The sequence below is a fragment of the Bifidobacterium aquikefiri genome (assembly GCF_002259795.1).
GTDB classification, from domain to species: Bacteria; Actinomycetota; Actinomycetes; order Actinomycetales; family Bifidobacteriaceae; genus Bombiscardovia; species Bombiscardovia aquikefiri.
Genome location: NZ_MWXA01000004.1, coordinates 103,176 through 123,304, shown reverse-complemented (window position 1 = coordinate 123,304; position 20,129 = coordinate 103,176). Strand labels below are relative to the sequence as shown.

Annotated in this window: 16 protein-coding genes, 1 tRNA gene and 1 pseudogene; 11 read left to right on the top strand and 7 right to left on the bottom strand. The window is 53.1% G+C overall.

Annotated features, from left to right (window positions below):
• The first annotated feature begins 145 nt into the window (after positions 1–145).
• Together BAQU_RS03715 and dapC are read left to right on the top strand one after the other, a co-directional pair.
• Complete coding sequence (locus BAQU_RS03715; protein ID WP_094692881.1) at positions 146–1,660, top strand: amino acid permease; 1,515 nt, start codon at positions 146–148, stop codon at positions 1,658–1,660.
• Positions 1,661–1,763: 103 nt separating this feature from the next.
• Positions 1,764–2,987, top strand: a complete 1,224-nt coding sequence (gene dapC / locus BAQU_RS03710) for a succinyldiaminopimelate transaminase (protein WP_094692879.1) — start codon at positions 1,764–1,766, stop codon at positions 2,985–2,987.
• Positions 2,988–3,147: 160 nt separating this feature from the next.
• Here the strand turns inward: dapC and BAQU_RS03705 are convergent.
• Positions 3,148–3,234 (bottom strand) — tRNA-Ser (locus tag BAQU_RS03705).
• Between the two features lie 174 nt (positions 3,235–3,408).
• Between BAQU_RS03705 and dinB the strand changes: the two genes are divergently transcribed.
• The 3 genes from dinB (at position 3,409) to BAQU_RS03690 (ending at position 7,048) form a co-directional block, all read left to right on the top strand.
• Complete coding sequence (dinB, locus tag BAQU_RS03700) at positions 3,409–4,692, top strand: DNA polymerase IV (RefSeq protein ID WP_094692877.1); 1,284 nt, start codon at positions 3,409–3,411, stop codon at positions 4,690–4,692.
• A 152-nt stretch (positions 4,693–4,844) separates the two neighbouring features.
• On the top strand, positions 4,845–5,375 hold the full coding sequence (locus BAQU_RS03695) for a PH domain-containing protein (protein WP_094692875.1): 531 nt from the start codon (positions 4,845–4,847) through the stop codon (positions 5,373–5,375).
• A complete protein-coding gene (locus BAQU_RS03690; protein WP_094692873.1) occupies positions 5,375–7,048 on the top strand; it encodes a PH domain-containing protein in 1,674 nt (557 codons plus the stop codon). The genes BAQU_RS03695 and BAQU_RS03690 overlap by 1 nt, the downstream gene beginning before the upstream one ends.
• Positions 7,049–7,406: 358 nt before the next feature.
• Here BAQU_RS03690 and BAQU_RS03685 read toward each other — a convergent pair whose 3' ends face one another.
• Genes BAQU_RS03685 through BAQU_RS03670 form a run of 4 tightly spaced genes read right to left on the bottom strand, consistent with a single transcriptional unit; the run spans position 7,407 to position 11,412 of the window.
• The gene (locus BAQU_RS03685; protein WP_094692966.1) at positions 7,407–8,411 is read right to left on the bottom strand and encodes a glycoside hydrolase family 130 protein; all 1,005 of its coding nucleotides are present in this window, start codon (positions 8,409–8,411) and stop codon (positions 7,407–7,409) included.
• A gap of 8 nt (positions 8,412–8,419) precedes the next feature.
• Positions 8,420–9,259, bottom strand: coding sequence for a carbohydrate ABC transporter permease (locus BAQU_RS03680; RefSeq protein WP_094692871.1), 840 nt, complete (start codon positions 9,257–9,259; stop codon positions 8,420–8,422).
• A gap of 2 nt (positions 9,260–9,261) precedes the next feature.
• Positions 9,262–10,173, bottom strand: a complete 912-nt coding sequence (locus tag BAQU_RS03675) for a carbohydrate ABC transporter permease (RefSeq protein WP_094692869.1) — start codon at positions 10,171–10,173, stop codon at positions 9,262–9,264.
• A gap of 6 nt (positions 10,174–10,179) precedes the next feature.
• Positions 10,180–11,412: an extracellular solute-binding protein gene (locus tag BAQU_RS03670; protein ID WP_094692867.1), complete on the bottom strand. Its 1,233-nt coding sequence runs from the start codon at positions 11,410–11,412 to the stop codon at positions 10,180–10,182.
• A 108-nt stretch (positions 11,413–11,520) separates the two neighbouring features.
• Between BAQU_RS03670 and BAQU_RS03665 the strand changes: the two genes are divergently transcribed.
• On the top strand, positions 11,521–12,753 hold the full coding sequence (locus BAQU_RS03665; RefSeq protein WP_094692865.1) for an ISL3 family transposase: 1,233 nt from the start codon (positions 11,521–11,523) through the stop codon (positions 12,751–12,753).
• A gap of 110 nt (positions 12,754–12,863) precedes the next feature.
• Here BAQU_RS03665 and BAQU_RS03660 read toward each other — a convergent pair whose 3' ends face one another.
• Positions 12,864–13,865, bottom strand: a complete 1,002-nt coding sequence (locus tag BAQU_RS03660; RefSeq protein ID WP_094692863.1) for a LacI family DNA-binding transcriptional regulator — start codon at positions 13,863–13,865, stop codon at positions 12,864–12,866.
• 315 nt (positions 13,866–14,180) lie between these two features.
• Here BAQU_RS03660 and BAQU_RS03655 point away from each other — a divergent pair.
• The 3 genes and pseudogenes from BAQU_RS03655 to BAQU_RS03640 form a co-directional block, all read left to right on the top strand.
• Positions 14,181–15,428 (top strand): annotated as a pseudogene (locus BAQU_RS03655) (AGE family epimerase/isomerase); the annotation flags it as partial.
• A 360-nt stretch (positions 15,429–15,788) separates the two neighbouring features.
• The gene (locus BAQU_RS03650) at positions 15,789–16,493 is read left to right on the top strand and encodes a DUF4391 domain-containing protein (protein WP_094692859.1); all 705 of its coding nucleotides are present in this window, start codon (positions 15,789–15,791) and stop codon (positions 16,491–16,493) included.
• A gap of 411 nt (positions 16,494–16,904) precedes the next feature.
• Positions 16,905–18,173 (top strand): CapA family protein, encoded by a 1,269-nt coding sequence (locus BAQU_RS03640; RefSeq protein ID WP_094692964.1) that lies wholly within the window; start codon positions 16,905–16,907, stop codon positions 18,171–18,173.
• A gap of 50 nt (positions 18,174–18,223) precedes the next feature.
• Here the strand turns inward: BAQU_RS03640 and BAQU_RS10415 are convergent, their stop codons facing one another.
• Positions 18,224–18,436: a hypothetical protein gene (locus BAQU_RS10415; protein ID WP_094692855.1), complete on the bottom strand. Its 213-nt coding sequence runs from the start codon at positions 18,434–18,436 to the stop codon at positions 18,224–18,226.
• Between BAQU_RS10415 and BAQU_RS03630 the strand changes: the two genes are divergently transcribed.
• Together BAQU_RS03630 and BAQU_RS03625 are read left to right on the top strand one after the other, a co-directional pair.
• Positions 18,435–19,427 (top strand): NAD(P)-dependent oxidoreductase, encoded by a 993-nt coding sequence (locus BAQU_RS03630; RefSeq protein ID WP_094692853.1) that lies wholly within the window; start codon positions 18,435–18,437, stop codon positions 19,425–19,427. The genes BAQU_RS10415 and BAQU_RS03630 overlap by 2 nt on opposite strands.
• Entirely contained in the window at positions 19,427–20,080 is a 654-nt protein-coding gene (locus BAQU_RS03625; protein WP_094692851.1) for an IMPACT family protein, read from the top strand. Before BAQU_RS03630 ends, BAQU_RS03625 begins: the two co-directional genes overlap by 1 nt.
• Positions 20,081–20,129: the final 49 nt, after the last annotated feature.

The window sequence follows — 20,129 nt, the reverse complement described above, 5'->3', positions numbered from 1 at the left end:
GCTCAAGATCACCGTGTCCACAGGACAGGTAATCGCTGCAATGAGTGCGAATCGGCTTGCGGGCATCACGAAACGGCATATACTTATGACTCCACAAGGCGGCGTACTGCAGTCTTCGCAACAAGGGCGTGGGGGATCAGAGGGTATGCACATTTTCAGAACGAAATCTGTCGAGCAAACAGTAGCTGAAACTGGCGAGGAGCATCGCAAGCTCAAGCGCACACTCAATGCCTGGGACTTGGCTGTGATGGGTGTGGCAGTTGCCGTCGGCGCAGGCATATTCTCGGTAGGGGCTCAGGCTGCCGCTTATCATGCTGGTCCTGCCGTGATTCTGAGCTTCATTCTGGCCGCTGTCGTCTGCGGTGCTGCAGCCATGTGCTATGCGGAGTTTTCCTCGATGATTCCGGTCGCTGGCTCTGCCTATACCTTTACCTACACCACAGTCGGTGAAATCATTGCATGGATCATCGGATGGGATCTCATCCTCGAAATGCTGATGGCAGGATCGGTCATTTCCAAGTACTGGGGCGTATATCTCAATGATTTCATGCAGCTGATGGGCATCAGGTTTAATACGAACATTGCTATCGGCTCGTTCCACATCGATGTTGCCCCAATCATCATCGTTGCCTTCTTCACCACGCTGCTGGTGCTGGGAACCAAGCTTTCCGCACGAGTCGACGGTGCATTGACCATCCTCAAGATTGCCATCGTCATATTCGTTATCGTTGTCGGATTCTTCTATGTCAAGGCTTCGAACTATTCGCCCTTTATCCCCACGTCTCAGCCTGCTGGCTCTGTCAAGGGTGCCACGGTTACCGGTACGATGACCGAACCGCTATGGCAATGGGCAACGGGCATGGCACCATCGATCTACGGTGTTCCGGGCATTATCTCCGGCGCTGCCCTCGTCTTCTTTGCTTTCATTGGTTTCGATGTTGTTGCCACCACTTCAGAAGAGGCCAAGAATCCGCATAAAACCGTTCCACAGGGCATCATTCTTGGGCTCTCCATCGTCACCGTTCTCTATATTCTCGTCGCCATAGTCACCACCGGAATGGTTTCCTACAAGGATCTCGCCAAGGCAGCCGAACCGTCGCTTGCCACAGGATTCGAGCTTGTGGGGGCCACATGGGCAGCGAAGATCATATCCTTCGGCATTGTCATTGGCCTCACCACAGTCGTGATGGTCTTGCTGCTCGGTTTGACCCGTGTCGTATTTGCGATGAGCCGCGACGGGCTGCTGCCTCGCGGCCTGTCGAAGACCGGTCGCCATGGCACGCCCGCATCGATTCAGATCATCGGTGGCATTGTGGTGGCGATCATCGCGTCGTGCTTCGATATCGGAATCTTGTCTGACATGGTTAACATCGGCACGCTTTCGGCATTCACCCTTGTGGCTATTTCCGTGCCGATCATGCGTCGCAAGCGTCCGGATGTAAGGCGTTCATTCTCGATTCCAGGCAATCCCTGGGTCCCGATTCTGGTCGCGCTTGCGTGCTTCTGGCTCATGCTCAATCTGACAGTGCTTACATGGATTCGTTTCGTGGTCTGGCTTGTTATCGGATTCATCATTTACTTTGGCTACTCATATCGTCATTCACGCCTGGGCAATGAAAAGTTGAAGGACGGGTCACCCACAGCAACCATTGCACAGTAGGATGTTCGAACGGCTTTCCATATGTATTCTCTCGCAGGTTAATCGCTCTGAGCTAGACTGAAGAGCAGTTATTCATATCGTCTTGAACTTGGAGTGAGTGTACGTGGGATTTCAAAATTTCGATTCGCCTTATGACTGGTCACGTGTTGCCAGGTTCCGACACATTGCGCAGTCATACGACGGTGGATGCATTGACCTTTCCGTGGGCTCGCCTGTGGATCCAGTGCCTCAGTCGGTTCGTGCGGCACTGTCGCAGGCATCCGATGAAGCAGACGCTCACGGCTATCCTCAGACCATAGGTTCCGGTGAACTGCGCAATGCCATTCATGACTGGTTTCTTCGTCAACGTGGCGTTGATCTGACGATGCTTCATGCTTCCGTCGTTCCGTCGGTCGGATCCAAGGAAGCAGTTGCATTGATGGTCAGCCTACTGCACTTGAATGCAGGCGATGTTGTGGTGCAACCCAAGATTTCCTACCCCACGTATGAGATAGGCACTCAGATTGCAGGCGCCACAGTCGTCAAGGTCGATGATGTCACCGATGTATCTTCCTGGAAGAACATTGATAATGTCAGGGCAATTTGGGTCAATTCGCCATGTAATCCAACAGGCGAGATCATTGACTCCCAGCAGTTTGCTGCGATTGTTGCGGCGGCACGCGCAATTGGTGCTGTCGTTCTTTCCGATGAATGCTACGCATTTCTCGACTGGCGAGAGGCCAATGACTACTCGCTCTCCGAACACCGTACGAACATAGGGGAGCGCCCATACTCCGATGTGCCTGAAGCCATTGACATGACTTCGGTGTTCAATTCGGCACCATGCTTGCTCAACCCTCAGGTCTGCGCCGGATCTGCACGCGGAATTCTGAGCCTGTACTCCTTGAGCAAACAGTCGAACATGGCTGGATATCGCACCGCATTCATTGCGGGAGACGATTCACTGATCGAAGACATGATTCGCTATCGCAGGCAGATTGGACTTATTATTCCCGGTCCAGTACAGCATGCCATGTCTGCTGCCTTGCGAGACATCGAGGCGGTTCAGGAGCAGAAAGCTAGATATCATACGCGTCTGACGATGCTTGTCAATGCGCTTGGGGAATACGGCTATGATGCCCATATGCCGCAGGGTGCCCTCTACGTTTGGGTGCACACGCTTGGAGAGAACTGCTGGGAAGATATGGGTCAGCTGGCGAAGCTGGGGATTGTTCCGAGCCCTGGCGAATTCTACGGTGCCCCTGAATACCTACGTTTCTCCATAACTGCTTCAGATGAGGCAATTCGTGCAGCCGCCGCCCGCCTGATAGAATCTTCGATTCGCTGAACACATAGGCCCTATGGTCCTCAGCTCTTCTCACGCTGTGCTTCATAAGTAGTTTTTCGCTCGAATCTGCCCGAAAACCGACTTGCAAAGCACAACGTGCGTAACTCAGTGTGTTGGTATGGAAAAAGGGCTTTGGACGAATATCCAAAACCCTTGTTCGCGGAGACGAAGAGATTCGAACTCTTGGATCGCTTGCGCAATCAACACCTTAGCAGGGTGCCCCTTTCGGCCACTCAGGCACGTCTCCATCACGCCGATGGTATCTTGTGGAAGCCATAAAGCGCAACAGCATAACATATTACCATGCTCTTCGGATAGGTCATACCAAACACTCCGAAGGGGTGATTTGTCTTTCGTTACACACGTTCTGCCTTTGCCAAAGAGAAAGGTCATAGGTGCCGCGTAACGCTAGGATTGAAGTATGAGCACATCACCGAGACTCGCAGCCGCCAAGCGTGATTGGGGTCACGATGAATCTGGTTGCACCATGCTTCATATCGATATGGATGCTTTCTATGCATCATGCGAAGTTGCGAGGCATCCAGAATTGCGCGGTAAACCAGTGATTATCGGTACTGGCGCTCGATCAGTGGTGAGCGCCGCAAGCTACGAGGCACGTCCATATGGCGTGAACTCGGCAATGCCGGTATCGAGAGCTCGCAGACTGTGCCCACAAGGAATTTTTCTACCGGTTGACATGCAATATTATCGGCACATGTCGCATCGGATCTTTGATGAGGTTTTTAGTCAGATTACCGACCGTATCGAACGTGTATCGGTCGATGAGGGATATATGGACGTGGGGCCTGCCTTACGACGGTGGAAAAGCCCATCAGCCATTGCCCGTTGGATTCGTACCCAGGTGCATTCACGATTTTCGCTTACCTGTTCCGTTGGCATCGCTTCGAACAAGCTTGTTGCCAAAATGGCATCGACCAATGCGAAACCGAATGGAATGCTGCTGATTCCGGTGGCAAGGCAAGCCGAGTTTGTGCAGATGATGCCTTTGCGTGCAGTTCCCGGCATCGGCCCATCGCTCGAGAAAAGGCTCAACTCTTGGGGAATCAACGGTGTTGAGACATTGTCTCAGCACAGTGAGGCCGAACTCTTGGAGATGGTGGCTTCTCCGGGTTTGGCGCATACCCTCTATCAGGCGGCTCGCGGTCAGGATGAACGACAAATTGTGCTCCATGCACCCGAAAAATCCATAGGGTCAGAGCGAACTTTCTCCAAGGACACGAACAGTGCTCTTCCTGTTATTGCGCTCCTGCGGCGTTGCTCTGACGAGGTTGCATCCAGTCTGCGCTCGCGTCATCTTCTGGCGCGCACGATTACGGTGAAGCTTCGCTTCGATGATCTGAGCTATCGAACGAAGGCGCAGACTATCGAGCGTCCATGTGACACTGCCCAGGTAATGTATCCAATTGCGCGGTCACTGTTTCAGACCATGATGGGTATGGATGACCAGAAAGAGGAACAATCATCGCGTGTCTTGCAATCTCGGCCTTTGCCGCGGAGCGTTCGTTTGGCTGGGGTAAGCGCGTCCGGTTTGACTCAGGCCAGGAGCACTGCGATTCAGGCAACGATTGAAGACATTCTCAACGAACCGGATCAAGTGCAGTGTGAAAAGCATGGCGAAACGGAAAGAGCCGTCGATTCTATCCGTCAGCGCTATGGAAGGCAGTCGATTCATATCGGACTGTAGTGTTGAACGAACCATGACTGGCACGCACGTTGCACGTTGTGCTTTGTGAGTCGGTTTTTGAGCGGAATCAGCTAAAAGTGACTTCCGAAAGCACAGCCTCTGTAACCTTGTGATGGTGGAAAGAATAAGCATTGAGAAAGGTTCCTTGCGCTATGGGTGAGGCACACGAAGAGACAGACCAGAATAATTCGTGGCTGGCTACACAGCAATGGAGACGACTCCCGTTAAGGGTGAAGATGGTTTGGATGCTTTCGACCATATTCGGGCAGGGCTTTGTATTGATTCTCTGTGCTCTTGCAGCAGTGTTCTTTCCTCGCTGGGGGTGGTGGGGATCGTGGCAGCGCATCGTGATCGTGGTGATTGCGGTACTTTCAGGAATCAGAATTATTGTGCAGCCGTTGTTTTCCCGTTATGAATATGCAATCAACCGGTTTTCGATCGGTGAGCATCAGGTGATTATCCGACGCGGATGGTTCTGGCGCAATCTGACCGTCGTCCCATACAATCGCGTACAACATGTCGATACTCGTCAAGGACCGGTCTTGCGCATGTTTTCACTTACTGCCGTAGCCATTCACACAGCGGTCGGTTCGGAGGATATCGAGGCGCTGAATTCCGATGAGGCTTTGCAGGTCGTTGAACAGATTACAGCCAAGGTGCTGGCCACCAAGGAAGATCTGTGATGACAAGCAGGGGAGCGAAGACCCCAGCAAGTCCTTCGAGCAGCGTTGTGCATTCACATACCACATCAGACAACAGTGCAGATGACAGCTCGATCACACAAGAATCCTCATGGCGGCTCATGCACCCAATCCTTCTGGTGTCTGAAATCGTTGATGGGCTTAAGTCAATCGTCTCTCTGATGGTGGGCATTGGCATTATCGTGCTCAATCGTCCCCAATGGCGATTCTGGTGCTTCGTGGCTCTCGGTGTGTTGCTGTTGACGAATGTGGTCGTTATGCCATTGCTCACGTACTTCACTCAGTCCTTTCGCCTATCGAACGGAGCGATTCAATTCCGTTGCGGCATTATCAACCGCAAGCGCAAGGTCATTGGGCTATCGCATGTTCATGCGATAAGCAAGGAACAGCCGTTGTATTTCCAGCCTTTCCATGCCATAAAGCTGAGCGTTGCCAGTGCCGGCGATAGTGATGCAGAAATCGTGTTGAGTGCTGTTGACGAATCGATCCAGGCAGAGCTTGAACGATATCGAAGTAGTCGGTGCAATGCTGACACAGTCTTGGACAGACGCGGGGCTGCAGAGGCAGAAGCTGACGGCAGACCTGATGGCACGGTTGTTGCCGTGCAGCCATCGCTTGCCCGGCCATTACTTTCGCAACCCTTCCAACCCAACGCAGATATACCCGTATATCGAGCGCACCTGCGGGATATCGTGGTGTTCGCAGTGACGAATCTGGGACTTCTTGGAACGCTTCTCGCCATGCTGGGCTTGATGGGTAGGCTGAACGAGATGGTGAACGCTCACATTCTGGCCGATGTCGAACATCGGATCATGCAGTTCATTCAAACTTCGATATTTGCCTTCAGCTTGTTGACAATCGTTCTGATTCTTGCCGCTGTTGCGTTCAGTGTCGTGACGACTCTGTTCAAGTTCTATGATTTTCAGGTATCATTGCGTGGCGACGATGTTGTGATTCAACGTGGTTTGCTGACCAGGCACACGGTTGTTGTGCCGGTGCAGCGGATTCAGAATGTGAGCATTCACCGAAACGTGTTGCGAAGCGTCTTGAAGTTGAGTTCCGTCACTGTTGCCGTGAGTGCAGCTCATGGAAGCGATGATGATGGTGACAGCGGCAGCATTGATCTGATTCCGGTAATCCGCGATCGAGAGCTGTATGCCGTCATATCGCGCATACTCCCGAAATGGCATATTGCTCAACCTCGACTGAACCATACGGCTCGTGTGCTGTTACATTATATGCTGCTGATTCCGCTCGAAATTACTGCATTCCTATGTCTTGCACTCATCGGAATTGCTGTGTTCACGCAGCATATGTGGATGCTGTGGCTTGTGCTGCCATTGGTGCTGCTTGGCGGTCTCTGGTGTGTATTCCGGCTGATGAAATCTCGATGCGAAGGCTACGAGATCCTCGACGATGAGCATATTGTCATCGGCGGTGCAAGGGGATTCACTATGTTCACACTGTTTACCAAGCGGTCTCGAATCCAAACAGTGGACCGCTATACCACACCGCTGCGTATGCGAGCAGATGTGGAGAAGCTGATTATGCCTCTGTTTGCATTTGGAAAAGATACCAGAATCAGGCTTTCCGCATTGAAAACCACTCAAGCCGAACAACTGGCACACTGGGCGATACACACCAATTCCAGATAAGCATTGGAACAGGTCCCAAATAGGCAGCACAGCAATATGATTATGCTGATTCCTGACGAGATTCGCGCTTCCAATATTGAAGATCCCATACCGCCGCCCAGCCATGTGACCTGTGGATGCCAATCGCAGGTCACATCTTCATGAAGCGGACTGGTAAAGTCGCGCAGTGCCTTGTCGACGAGTTTGCCGGACCGATCGATCATCCCATCGGAGTTCAACCAGCCCGGTTCTCCTAGCGACGTTGGAAACCCAGTGCCGAAATGCTGAAGATCATAGGATCTGCGCGACCATGAAGATCCTATTTGTTTCAGTGCCCGGCCGATGCCTTGGGTTTACCTGTGCCAATTATGTAGTTCCATCATAGTGAAGCGGCTGCCTGCATCAATTTGCCGCCCCATGTCTGTTTCGGATCGTGCACGGCAACTGCGAGCGTGGTATCAGACTGGCCATAATATGCAAACCATTTGCCCTTGAACAACACTAATCCCTCCACGAAGGTGACGTTCGGGACAAGGCCATTGAGATCCTCGAAGGTCTGTGGCTTGAGCCACGGAGTATTCATACGTGCAATCACGCGATCTGGCTCGTCGGGATCAATGGCGAATTGCCCGCATCGGTAATCTACATCGACTTCACCATCTGCGCGGATGGTACGCGTGGCTCCATTCATGACGAATACCAGTAGACCATTCTCGGTGAGCACCGGCGGGGCGCCGATCTCAACAAGATCTGCGTCGAAGGAGCCTGGGGTGGAGCGGTACAGCGGATCAGTGTCGGGGATTCCGGGCGTCCAATGAATTAGATCGTCACTTGTGGCCCAATAAATGGATCCCTCGCCGAAATACATCCACCACTTGTCCTTGAGCTGGTAAGGCAGGATCACGCCGGCCTTTGACCAGTCGCCCCCATGGGGTGTGTTGGTCGCGGCAAATGTGTCGAAACCTTTGAACAAAGGGCCATGCTTTTCCCAGTGATGTAGATCCGTTGAGGTTGCTAGGCAAAGTCTCGCATTGTGTCTGTCCCAACCTGTGTAGGTCAGATAGTACGTCCCGTCGATCGCGGTGATCCGTGGGTCTTCGCAGCCGTAGCGTTCGTAATCTTCCGTGGGTGACAAGATTGGCTCGGATTCCCGTTCGAAGTGGTATCCGTCTCTGCTTCTTGCCAGCCCGATGTGTGAGACGATGTCTTCTGCGTGGGCCCTGTACAGAAGGACCACTTCATCGCCATCCACAAGGGCAGCGGGATTATACAGGTTCGACGATTCCCACGATCCACCCAAAGGTTTGAGCACTGGATTATGCTCATATGGGGTGAACGGTCCCAGAGGGAATGTTGCGCCGGTGAAGAAACTCGTTCCGGTCATGATGATTTTCATCCTTTCGTAGCTGATCCGATGTCAGATGCAGTGAAATATTTTTGGAACACACAGAAGATAACGACCACCGGGAAAGCGAGAACGGTCGCACCGGCAAGGATTGCCCCATTGGGATTCGCCATCGACTGCGATACCGATGATATGAAGTTCGCCAAGGAGACAGCCAATGGCTGCATGCTCGTGTTTTTGGTGATGAGGAAAGGCCACAGGAACTCATTCCACGGGCCGATGAACGTCACCAGTACAGCCGTTACCAAGGCCGGTCTCACCATGGGGATGGCGATTGACCATAGTATCCGCAGCTCCCCGGCCCCGTCTATCCTTGCAGCCTCGAAAATCGATGGCGGCAGAGCCTTGAAGAATTGGGCGAAGATGAATACGGCCGTGGTATTGATGGCGAAGGGCAGAATAATTCCGATATAGGTATCACCAAGACCGTAGTTCCGAGCGATCTGCACATACAGCGGAATCATGAGCAGCTGGAAAGGGATCATCTGTACGAGCATCATTAATATCCAGACGAAGCCTTTCCCTCTGAATTTGAGGCAGGAAACCGCGTATCCTGTAAGTAGACCGAATGTCACCGTTCCCAGCAGTACCCCGACAACGAAGACGAGCGAGTTGAACAACGATCCCAACAGGCTGATGCGCGAGTTGATAGCGATGAAGTTATTCAAGGTCCAGCCCGACATCGGGAACAGTCTGTCCGGAGTGTTCGTCGGATTCTGCTGGAAGGCTCCGATTATCATGAAGTAGAAGGGGAAAACGAATATAAGGGCCGCCAAGATCACTACAACGTGGCGTAACGCCACCCTTATCTTAGATGTGTGATGCATGATCACCGTTCCTTATTTAATCTGTTAACGAACAGAGAGAGCAGTCCGACAAGGATGACCAGCACCATGCCGATCGCGGATGCCAAATCCGGGTTCTGCTGTTGGATACCAAACTGGTAGATGAGCAGTACCGGCGAAGTTGATGCACCATCAGGGCCGCCTCCGTTGGTCAGCAGGTATGGTTCTGTGAACAGGTTTGCTCCCGTGATGATTGCCAGTATCAAGACCAATGTGGTCGTTGATCTCACTCCTGGGACCGTGACGTGAATGAATCTCTGGAAGGAATTCGCTCCGTCTACCTCGGCCGCCTCGTGCAATTCCTGGGGAACGTTCTGCAGTGCCGCCAGGTAGAGCAAGATATAGAAACCAAGCTGTTTCCACGTGACATACAGTGCTATCGACGGCATCGCCAGATGCTCATTCACCAGCCAAGATGGGTTAGGGGCGAAGCGCCCAAGGAAGGCGTTGATGAGACCATCCTGAGAGAACAGGATCATCCACACGCCCACCAAGGACACGCTCGCCGTGATGTAGGGAAGGTAAAAGGCGATTCTGAATGCCGCAGCCCACTTGATTCCTTTGTTGAGCACTGTCGCCAACACCAACGCCAGTACCACTGTCAGGGGAACGTTGATGATCAGAAAGACAAGAATGTTCCGGAACGACTGCAATACATCAGGATCTGTCAGTACGGTCTGGAAGTTTTTGAAGCCGACGAAGGGTTTGTTCGCCTGCACTCCCGGTGCTGTAAAGAAGTAATCGTGAAATGCCATGTAGATTGCGAAAATGAATGGGTATGCAAATATGGCAAGCACGAAAACAATGTAGGGGGCTGAGAATATCAGTCCTACCGGCTGGTCCCCGAACAAGCGTATCCGCTTGTACCAGGGACGCTGGAGATTGCTGTCATGCATATGGCATCAGCCCTTTTTCACGAGACTGTTGACAGCAGTAGCGGAATCGCTCACGAATGTACTCGCGGAACCTTTGCCGAAGATCACGTCGGCCGACCAAAGATCGCGGAACTTCTGCCAGACCTCTGAGGCATTGGTAATACTCGGAACGTCACCGGTACGTGCTGACTGATCCACGTAAGGTGCATAGGACGGATTCTTGGCGACGAATGATGCATAATTGCTGGTCGCGTTCTTCCTCATGGGAATCTGGCCAGTTGCCTCGATGAACTTGGCGTCCTGAGCTTCGCTCGTCGAGAACTTGAGGAAGTTCCATGCTGTGCCTTGAGCCTTGCACGACGTAAACATTGAGATGTTCTTCGAGTCAGCAAAAGTGTAGACGCTCTTCTTGCCTGTCGAGGTGGGTACAGGCATTACACCTACATCCACTTTGCCTTTATATGAAGCTATCGCCCATGGGCCGGCAAGTTGCATGGCGGTCGTTCCCTGTGCCATAGCATCGTCAGCTGCTTTCTCAGTAGGCGCGAGCCCATCTTCATAGATTGACTTCCAGAACTGTGTGACATCGCGTCCCGCTTCGCTGTCGAACGTGGCCTTCTCATCCTTGATCAAGGGAGTGCCGCTCGTCTCAGCGAGGTAGAGCGGATAGAAATCGTTCCAAGGCTGGTAGAACTCATTCGTGGGAGCTGGCCAGATGGCACTCTTCGAGGCTCCGGAGGAGACGATCTTCTTCGCTGCTGCAAGGAATCCCTTGTATGTGTTCATTCCTGGATTTTCCGGATTGATTCCTGCTTTTTTGAAAATGGCCTTGTTGTAGATGATCATGACTGGATTCGACTTCCAGGGCAACTGATAGTAGTCTCCATTGGTTTTGTACGAGTTCGAGGCATCGCCGGAGCGAGTTTCGATATAGCTGTTGCCGTCACTAATCTTGGAAAGATCGACCAATCCTCCCTGCCGGACCCAGCCAGGTACTGATGAACTCGAAATGTTGTAGACCAAGCACGGGCTGGTTCCTGCGGTAATGGCCGCGGTAATCGCCTCTTCCGAAGATGATGCGGAGGGGATTTCCTGGGCAGTGACCTTTTGATCGGGGTGTTTGCTGTTCCACGCCGCCACCACTGTCTTTCCCCAGGCTAGTTCCTGCTCATTGTTGGAAAACCAAACCTTGATCGGTCCCTGTGCTTTTGTGTCGGCGCTGCTTGCGCTTCCGCCTGACCCACAACCGCTCAAAGCCATGACTAGAGCTGCGGCAATAGCAATGCTCGTTGTTATATATTTGGGCTTTTCGCTGTTTGGTGTGGGTGGGCTGGTCGGGTGGAGGTGGCTGGCGGGTAGTTTGGGGGTATGGATACCACGTTGTTGTTCACCGCCGCCTTGCAGTTGCCTGATCCCTGGAGGGTTTCGGGTGTGGAGTTCCGTGACGGGGAGGGCGGCAGACGCGAATTGCACATCACGATCGGATTCGAGCCCGGCTCGCGTTTTTCTTGCCCACATGCGGAGTGCGGGCGGGAGGCGTGCCCGATGCATGATGTCAGGAACCGGGTGTGGCGGCACTTGAACTTCTTCCAGTACAAGGCGTTCATCCACGCGGGCGTGCCGCGCGTATCATGCCCCGAGCACGGCGTGCGTGCGGTGCCGGTGCCGTGGGCCCGTCCAGGCAGCGGGTTCACGCTGTTGTTCGAGGCGATGGTCGTGGAGCTGGCGAAAAGCCAGCCGGTCGCGGACATAGCCGAGCAGGTCGGCGAACATGACACGAGATTGTGGCGGTTCATCAGACATTATGTGGACCAGGCCCGCCTGTACGAGGATTACACGGGCGTGGAGGCGATCGGCATCGACGAGACCAGCCGCAAAGGCCACCGGTACATCACCGTGGTCGCCGATCTGGCGGAGCGCAACGTGATCTGCGTGGTGCCCGGCAAGGACGCGAACACCGTCAAACGGTTCGCGTTGGATTTCATGGACCACAACGGTGACCCGAACCGGGTGACACTGGTCACCTGCGACATGAGCCTGGGGTTCGCCAAGGGCATCCGCGAACACCTGCCCAACGCCGCCAAGGTGATCGACAAGTTCCATGTGATCAAGCACGCCAACGAGGCCGTCGACAAGGTCCGCAAGACGGAGGCCGGGCGCAACCCCCTGCTCAGGCGCACGAAATACCTGTGGCTGCGCAACGAGGAGGGCCTGACCGGGCTCCAGCTGGAGACCAAGCATAACCTGCAGGAACAACGGGTCAAGACCGGACGCGCCTGCCAGATGCGCGAGACCCTCCAGGACATCTACGCCACCAGCACGAGCCGGATGCAGGCCGAAGCCGGGTTCCAGACATTGTGCTCGTGGATGATGCACTCCCGTCTGGAACCCATGAAAACCCTCGCCCGCCGGATCCGTCGTCACTGGCAGGACATCCTCACGTATTTCGACCACCGGTGCACCAACGCGATCCTCGAGGGATTGAACAGCATCATCCAACACATCAAAACCCGAGCCCGCGGCTTCCGCAACATGGACTACTTCTCCACGATGATCTACCTGACCTGCGGCAAGCTCGACCTAGCCACCGTCACCATATAACCAGCCCCACCCACACCAAACAGCGAAAGGCCTATATTTGTTTCTCATTTCACTCCTCCTTGAGTGTTCCCTTCACTTGATTTCAATATGAAATTGGCGAGGTGCCAAATCTATCTATCTCCTGTACTGGCTCGGAATCTGATGCGCGACGGTTCTGTTTCAACCGACTCGGGCAGAGCCCCATTGATCTCTGCAAGAAGACGGTCTGCGGTGATCTGCCCGCGTTTGAAAGCATTGGTGTATACGCTGGTCAGTGGTGGATTGAGATGCTCCGAGATGGGGTCATCATCGAAGCCTGCAACGGCAAGATCCTCGGGTATCTTGAATCCCTGGCTCTGCGCGTAGGAGAGTCCTGCCGTAGCCATGACATCGTTGGAATAGATGATCGCCGTTGGCGGATTCGACGACGACAACAGATCCTTGGTGCATTCCACCCCGGAGTTCGCGGTGAAATCCCCTGTTCGGAGGAGTTCACCGCTGCCCATGGTTTCGATATAGCATTGCGCTCTTTCATACGAATGAACGTATTGCATCGGGCCGGAGACATGCGCTATGCGCCTGTGTCCAAGCTCGAGAAGATGACTGATGAGTATCTTTATCGGTGCTCTATCATCAACCCAAACATTGGAGAATCCTCTGTCTTTTGAGCTGTTGCAAGAATCGGCTAGGACGGCGTTGAGCTGCAACTTCTTCAAGAGTGGTATACGGTAATCGTTGCGGCTCAGGTCAAGCACTATGACGCCATCGACCCTTCCCTGCGCCATGGTGCGATATGCCTCGCATTCCATTTCGTGCCCATTTACAACCTGTAGAACCAATGCAACTCCATGCTTGGCAAGCACTGTCTCGACGCCGGAAAGGAAGATTGGGAAGAATGTGTCTGATGCCAGGACACTTGGATCGCGGGCCAGTACGATGCCCACTGCGTTCGCGCGCTGCACGGCCAGGGCCTGTGCATTGTAGTTGGGCGACCAATCCAAGGAGAGTGCGGCAGAAATGACCTTCTTCTTAGTTGCGGCGGAAATCGGTCGGTGACCGTTATAAACATGCGACACTGTCCCCTTGGTCACTCCTGCCAAGCGTGCAACGTCCGCGATCGTAGGTTTATCCATTCCAATCCCCTCCATTGGGGCATCTTTTAATTCCCAAGCTTTGAGTCAAAATTATATCTGTTTGAAGATTCAGTCAAACCGCTTTGACGATCGGCGTGTCAAACCGCTTTGACGACACTCCACTGTCTTTGTTTTCCAGCATGTTGTAGGCTGTTTTCCACCACGTACGTTCGTGACACCGAACCTCGATAATGATGTCAGGTGAGACCATACGGTGATTTTTCAAAGTCTCGTGTGTGGTCTGCAGAAAGTTGGTTGGCAACTGCAATCGAATGAAACGGTTTTGCAGCTGTTGGTGTATTGAAGGGAGCAACAATGTCGTTGAGTAAGCAGGCCAATGCTGGTGCCTATGTTCTGGGTACTGATGAGAATCGTGAGTTTCTGGGGAAGGTTCGTGATGACCTTCTTGGGTTCGGCCATCGTTTCCCTGCGCCGCAGGGTGGTTCGTATTGGCTGGATGATGTGGGCGAGCCTGATCCCAGCGAGGGGATTCAGACCTGGATAACGTGTCGTATGACTCATGTGTACTCGCTGGGAGCAATAGCAGGGCACGAGGGTTCGACGGAGCTTGTTGACGCGGCGCTCAGGGGGCTGAAAGGCATCCTTCATGATGACAGGAATGGGGGTTGGTATCCGTCCGTCAGCGAAGACGGTACGCCCGAGCCGGGCAAGGTTTGCTATACGCATGCGTTCGTCATGCTGGCCAGTGCTTCGGCCACCTTGATCGGTCGTCCCGGTGCGAGGGAACTGTTGGATGAGGCGACGGCAACATTCCTCACGCATTTCTGGGATGATGAAGCAGGACTTGCCGTAGATACGTGGAACACAGAGTTCACGGAGCTTGATCCTTATCGCGGGGTGAATGCGAACATGCATACGACCGAGGCGTTTCTTGCCTTGGCCGACGTGCTTGAGGACGAGACCTGGCGGAGGCGCGCAGGTCGGATCGTGCGTCACGTCGTTGGATGGTCCGAGCGTAACGAATGGCGTATTCCCGAGCATTTCACCGCTGACTGGGTTCCGGATCTTGAGTTCAACGCAGACAAGAAGGACGATCAGTTCAAGCCGTATGGGGCAACTCCTGGTCATGGCATCGAATGGGCTCGTCTCATCACCCAGTATGCGTTGAGCGATTCCAGTCTTGACAAGGCAGAGAGAGATCGTCTGGTCGAGGCTGCCGAGGCACTGTTCAGGCGCGCGGTCGAGGATGGCTGGGCCACCACTCCAGGTGGTCGGGATGGCCTGGCGTACACGACCGACTGGGCTGGAAAGCCGGTTGTTACCGATCGCATGCACTGGACCTTGGCTGAGGCGGTGAATACTTCAGCGACACTGTTTGCCGTCACGCAGAAACAGGAGTATGCGCAGTGGTACAGCCGCTTCTGGGCGTATATCGATGAATATCTGATTGACCATGATCATGGTTCGTGGTTTCATCAGCTTGATTGCGATAACAGGGTTATTGCAACGGTTTGGCCGGGCAAGTCCGATCTGTACCACGCACTTCAGTGCACGCTGATTCCGCTGCTGACGCCGTCGGTTTCCGTGGCTCCTGCGCTCAAAGAACGTGAGGACGGCATCGCGGCGGAGCGTGGCGGCTCGGCTGCGGCCAGGCAGCTGCGCTATGATGCCGGTCGTTTCCCCGCCAGCGTCGCGTGGTCGATTCTGACATGCATGTAACGAAAGCCGAGCGAAGTGGAGATCATTATCGAGCTGACTCCACTTCGCTTCTCGACGAGACTGCAAGATAGCCTTCCCGTATGTATGATTAAGGCTTTCAATCATGCTGCTTTCTTGCAACGATGTCTCTTGCAACAGCATCTCTCACAGCAGCGGCGGTTCATGGAAAATCTTTGCTCGGCAAGTAGTATGGAATAACATCTTGCGCATCCTTCGCAAGTCACGAACGAGAATAGGTGGACCATGGCAGTTGCAAAGTGTGCTTCAGTTTCTGCGTTGACTCTTGGATTGCCTCAGCAGGCGGCGATGCCTGAGGGTAAAGGAATTCTGCCGAAACAGATGTTCTACACGAAAGTTCCGGTGTCTTCAGGGCTCAAACGGCGATTTGTCAATGATATCAGCGAAATTGCGGTGCTTGGTGTCGTCAACTCATCCAACATGAAACTCCCTGCCGAGGGAAAGCTCAAGGAGATTCTGATTGTTGCCGTTGCGCTCAATGCGTCCGAAGTTCCCGTCGATGCACTCGAACATATCGCGAAACTGCGTCCATCAGGCATACTGTTCATATGCATTAGGAGCGGTGATCAAGGTGATGAGTGTGCCTTGGCTGTGCGAAGGGCACTGCCAGTAAGGGCAGGTCACGTGCAACAGAACACGATTTTCGTTGGGCAATGGCACAAGGCGCAGGATCTCACCTTGAAAATCTGTGGAACGAAGATCGAAGAGGTATGGGAAAGCTTCAATTCCCAGGCAATTCTGAATACATCCAATCCAGAAAATCTTGATGCACGCATTGCGCGGTCTCAATCGCTCTCGGAACTGCACAATCTTGAGGCCAAACTCACCAAGGATCATGCCCGAGCAAAGAATCCCACCCAGCGCAACGAGATATATGCCAAGCTGCACAAGGTGCGGGCACAGCTTGAGTCCTTGAATGCGGCAATATAACGCTCCAAGTGAAGAATCCTGCGCTGTATCGGTGCTTCCACTCAAAAGCAAGGGGAGTCCGGATAGTAGGGGGCTCGAAAGGTACGCCATTGTCCTTCCGTTCCCTCGAGGCAAATCTACTACATCAATATCGGCATTTCACATTCTGTTCATTTTTTCATTTTTTGTAAAAACTGTTGTTGTGAAGTTGTATAAGTCCCGCGCTCTGCTCAAAAGAAGCATCCTTGGACAGTACTCGATAAGTTTTGTAACATATGCGAAACTGTTGAGAGAAGAGATGCCACCACAACCCGCATTACCCGAAGAGAAGATGGGCAGTTCCTCGTTATGAATCGACGGCAAAGACCACAGCACCTCGATAATAGACGGCGCAGGCGTGGATATCTTCAGGCTCTTTCACCAATCCTGTTGATGCTCGTTGCCCTGTTCGCGATACTTGCAATCTGGATGATCTCGTCTCGAATAATGGACAACAAGACCTTGACTCCGAGCGGTTCCGATGTGATTGCTCATGATGCCATAACGAGGCAATCGGGAGTGCCCGACCCTGTGATCAGTCACCATGGCAAAGCACCTGATTGTCCCGATCAGGACTGTATATCGATACTCGTCAATGGGGATCTGCTGTTCCATCCAACGTTGTGGCAACATTTCGAGGGAACGAACACCGCTGCACAGGATGGTTCCGCATTCGATTTCACCTCGCTGTTCGCGCCCATGGCAGACTATATCAAGGCATCCGATCTGGCTATATGCGAATTCGAGACACCGATAGCCAAGCGCGGTGGCCCTTATGCCGGATATCCGGTTTTTGCCATTCCACCGGAGGTAGTCGACTCGGTTGCCAAGGTGGGCTACAGGGCATGCACCCACGCCACAAATCATTCATGGGATCAGGGAGCAGAGGGCATACGTCGGCTCAACGATGAACTGATCAGCCATGGCATTGCTCAAATAGGATCATATGTATCCGAGGCAGATGCCGAGAAGCCACTCGTTATCGATTCGCCTACCGGGGGTGGCAAGCTTGGCTTGGTAACGGGAACGGTGTCGCTCAATGCCATGATTCCTGACTTTGATTGGCGCGTTGATCGTCTGCGTGATTTTGGAGATCCTCTCCATCAGGCGGATATCGACAGGGCAGTTGCCAAGGCCGACACGGTACGAAGCGAAGGTGCCGATGTGGTTGCGATGGCGATGCATTCCGTTCAGGAATATCTGGATCATGCAGATTCATGGCAGAAGGCAGAGGCCCATGCCTTGGCGGATACCGGAAAATTTGACGTGATATATGGGGCAGGGTGCCATTGTGCCCAGCCTATCGAAAATTACAACGGAACCTGGATCATATATGGCTTGGGCAATGCCATAACAGTCAGCGCCCCCTCGGAACGAATCGTCAATAACCAGGGAGTGACAGCGCGAATTCAGTTCGCAGGCAACAAAGGTGTAGCCGGCTCCTGGAAGGTCAATCGCATTGACTGGGTTGCAACCTCCAACATGAAAGGCAACATGTATCAATGGTGCCCGCTGTCGTCAAACAACACATGTGCCAATCCGACGCAAGATCAGCAGATACGACAACGCATTTCGAATGTCATATATTCGATGGGAGCCGATGCCGGGGTTGTCAGGGAATGGGATTTGTCCACGGAATCGACACAACCCCAAGCCCGCTGACGAGGCAGGGAAACTTGATGGAGCGAATTTCGAGTTTTTGTGGCAATTGTTCAGTATCCTTGTTCAAAATCGACGGAAGAATGGTCCAAATGGACGGTAAATGCAGCCAGATACTTTGGAATTGCCACAAAACTCGCAATTTCGATTTTTCGACGCCGCTTGTCACTCGCAATCTCACCCACATGGCGACCATGTTCTCTCAAAGCGTGAATGGCAGAGCCGTTATCTGGCCTGTAATGCTCCGGTTCTATCCTTGACAGCATGAGTGTTATCGAAACTACGCCTTCACGCGAAGGTCTGCCCCTACTCGTTATTCCGAACTGTGTACCTGTTATGGTAAAGGCGTTCAGAGCATTGCTTCCTGAATTCGATGGTCTCTGCCGCGTTCGTCTCTTCACTGATACCATGCTGGATGAGGATATTCTGGCTCGCAGAATGAAAGGCGCTGACTCGGTGATAGTCGTCGGTTTCCATGTCAGTGACGATCTGCTGAAGACAATGAGCCAAACGGTGCGTTGCATAGCCTTTGGCGGCACAGGCGTTGACAATTATGTCAACCTCGAAAAAGCTCATGAATATGGAATACGCATCTGCAACATCGTTCATTACGGTGACGCGGCAGTCGCAGAGCACGCAATTGCCTTGCTCATGGAAATCACTCGTCGAGTCGGCGAAATGAACGCTGATATGCACGAAGGCGAATGGCAACCCCTCAATGGTACAGAACTCTATGGAAAGACGATGGGAATCGTTGGTTTCGGCGGCATTGGCCAATGGGTAGCTCGAATTGCACACGGATTTGGCATGCATGTCAAGGTCTGGTCACACCATCCTCATGTTGAGGAAATGCAACAGATTCAAGCTGCGTCAGTAGAAAGCATTCACGATCTTTTCGAGTCTTCAGACGTGGTAAGCTTTCATCTGGCATACAACAGGCACACCAAGGGAATCGTCACAGCCGACGATCTGGCTGCCTTGCGCAAGGGTGCCATCGTTATCAATACGGCGCGTGCTGAATTGATTGAAAAGGGTGCTCTCGCGCACCGTCTCGAAAAGGGTGACATCTTTGCCGGGCTTGATGTGTTCGATACAGAGCCGATGCCTGAGGTGGATCCACTTCGTGTTGTGCCGAATACCATCCTCACGCCACATGCCGCATGGTGCACCGATCAGGCCGTGCATAATGCGGTCCGTCAGTGTGTGGATTCGATTCGTGACTTCTATGCTGGAAAAGCCACTAATGTTGTTGTGTGATGCAGGATTCACTCACCATTCTCAATACCCAGGAAACAGCCGCACATGGGGTCTTCGAAGAGAAGCGCTCACGATTCATCGCGGATGCTTGCCATATCGATCAGGTGAATGATGCGGTGGAGTTTGTCGCCCGCATCAGATTGCAGCATCCAAAGGCGCGACACATCGCATTTGCCGCCTTGTATCTTGATGCAAACGATGTTGCAGCAGAACGCATGAGTGACGACGGTGAACCGGCCGGCACTGCCGGGAAACCCATTCTCGAGCTCCTGCGGCATCGTTCGGTAGCGGATTGCGCGATAACCGTCACCCGCTACTTTGGAGGTGTTCTGCTTGGTGCGGGAGGTTTGACGCGTGCCTATGCAAGCGCGGCAGCTACAGCTCTGGACGTCGCGCAATACGGCAAAACCATCATGTGCGCTCGATTCACACTCATCATCAGCTATCCACAGCTGAGTCTGTGCAAACGGGCGATCGCGTTGAACAACGGGTCTATAGTGGACACACAATATACCCAGAACGTTGTTCTTATCGCTGATATTCCCGCTGTAAATGCCCGATCTTTCAAGACTCGCATCGTTGATGGGCTCAGTGGCGACATTCAGCTGCATGAGGAGGGTCTTCAGCGCAGCATTCTTGCACTGTCGCATTGAAATTGAACGCTGACACAGACTGTGAGAGGCATGCGAATCAGCATATAAA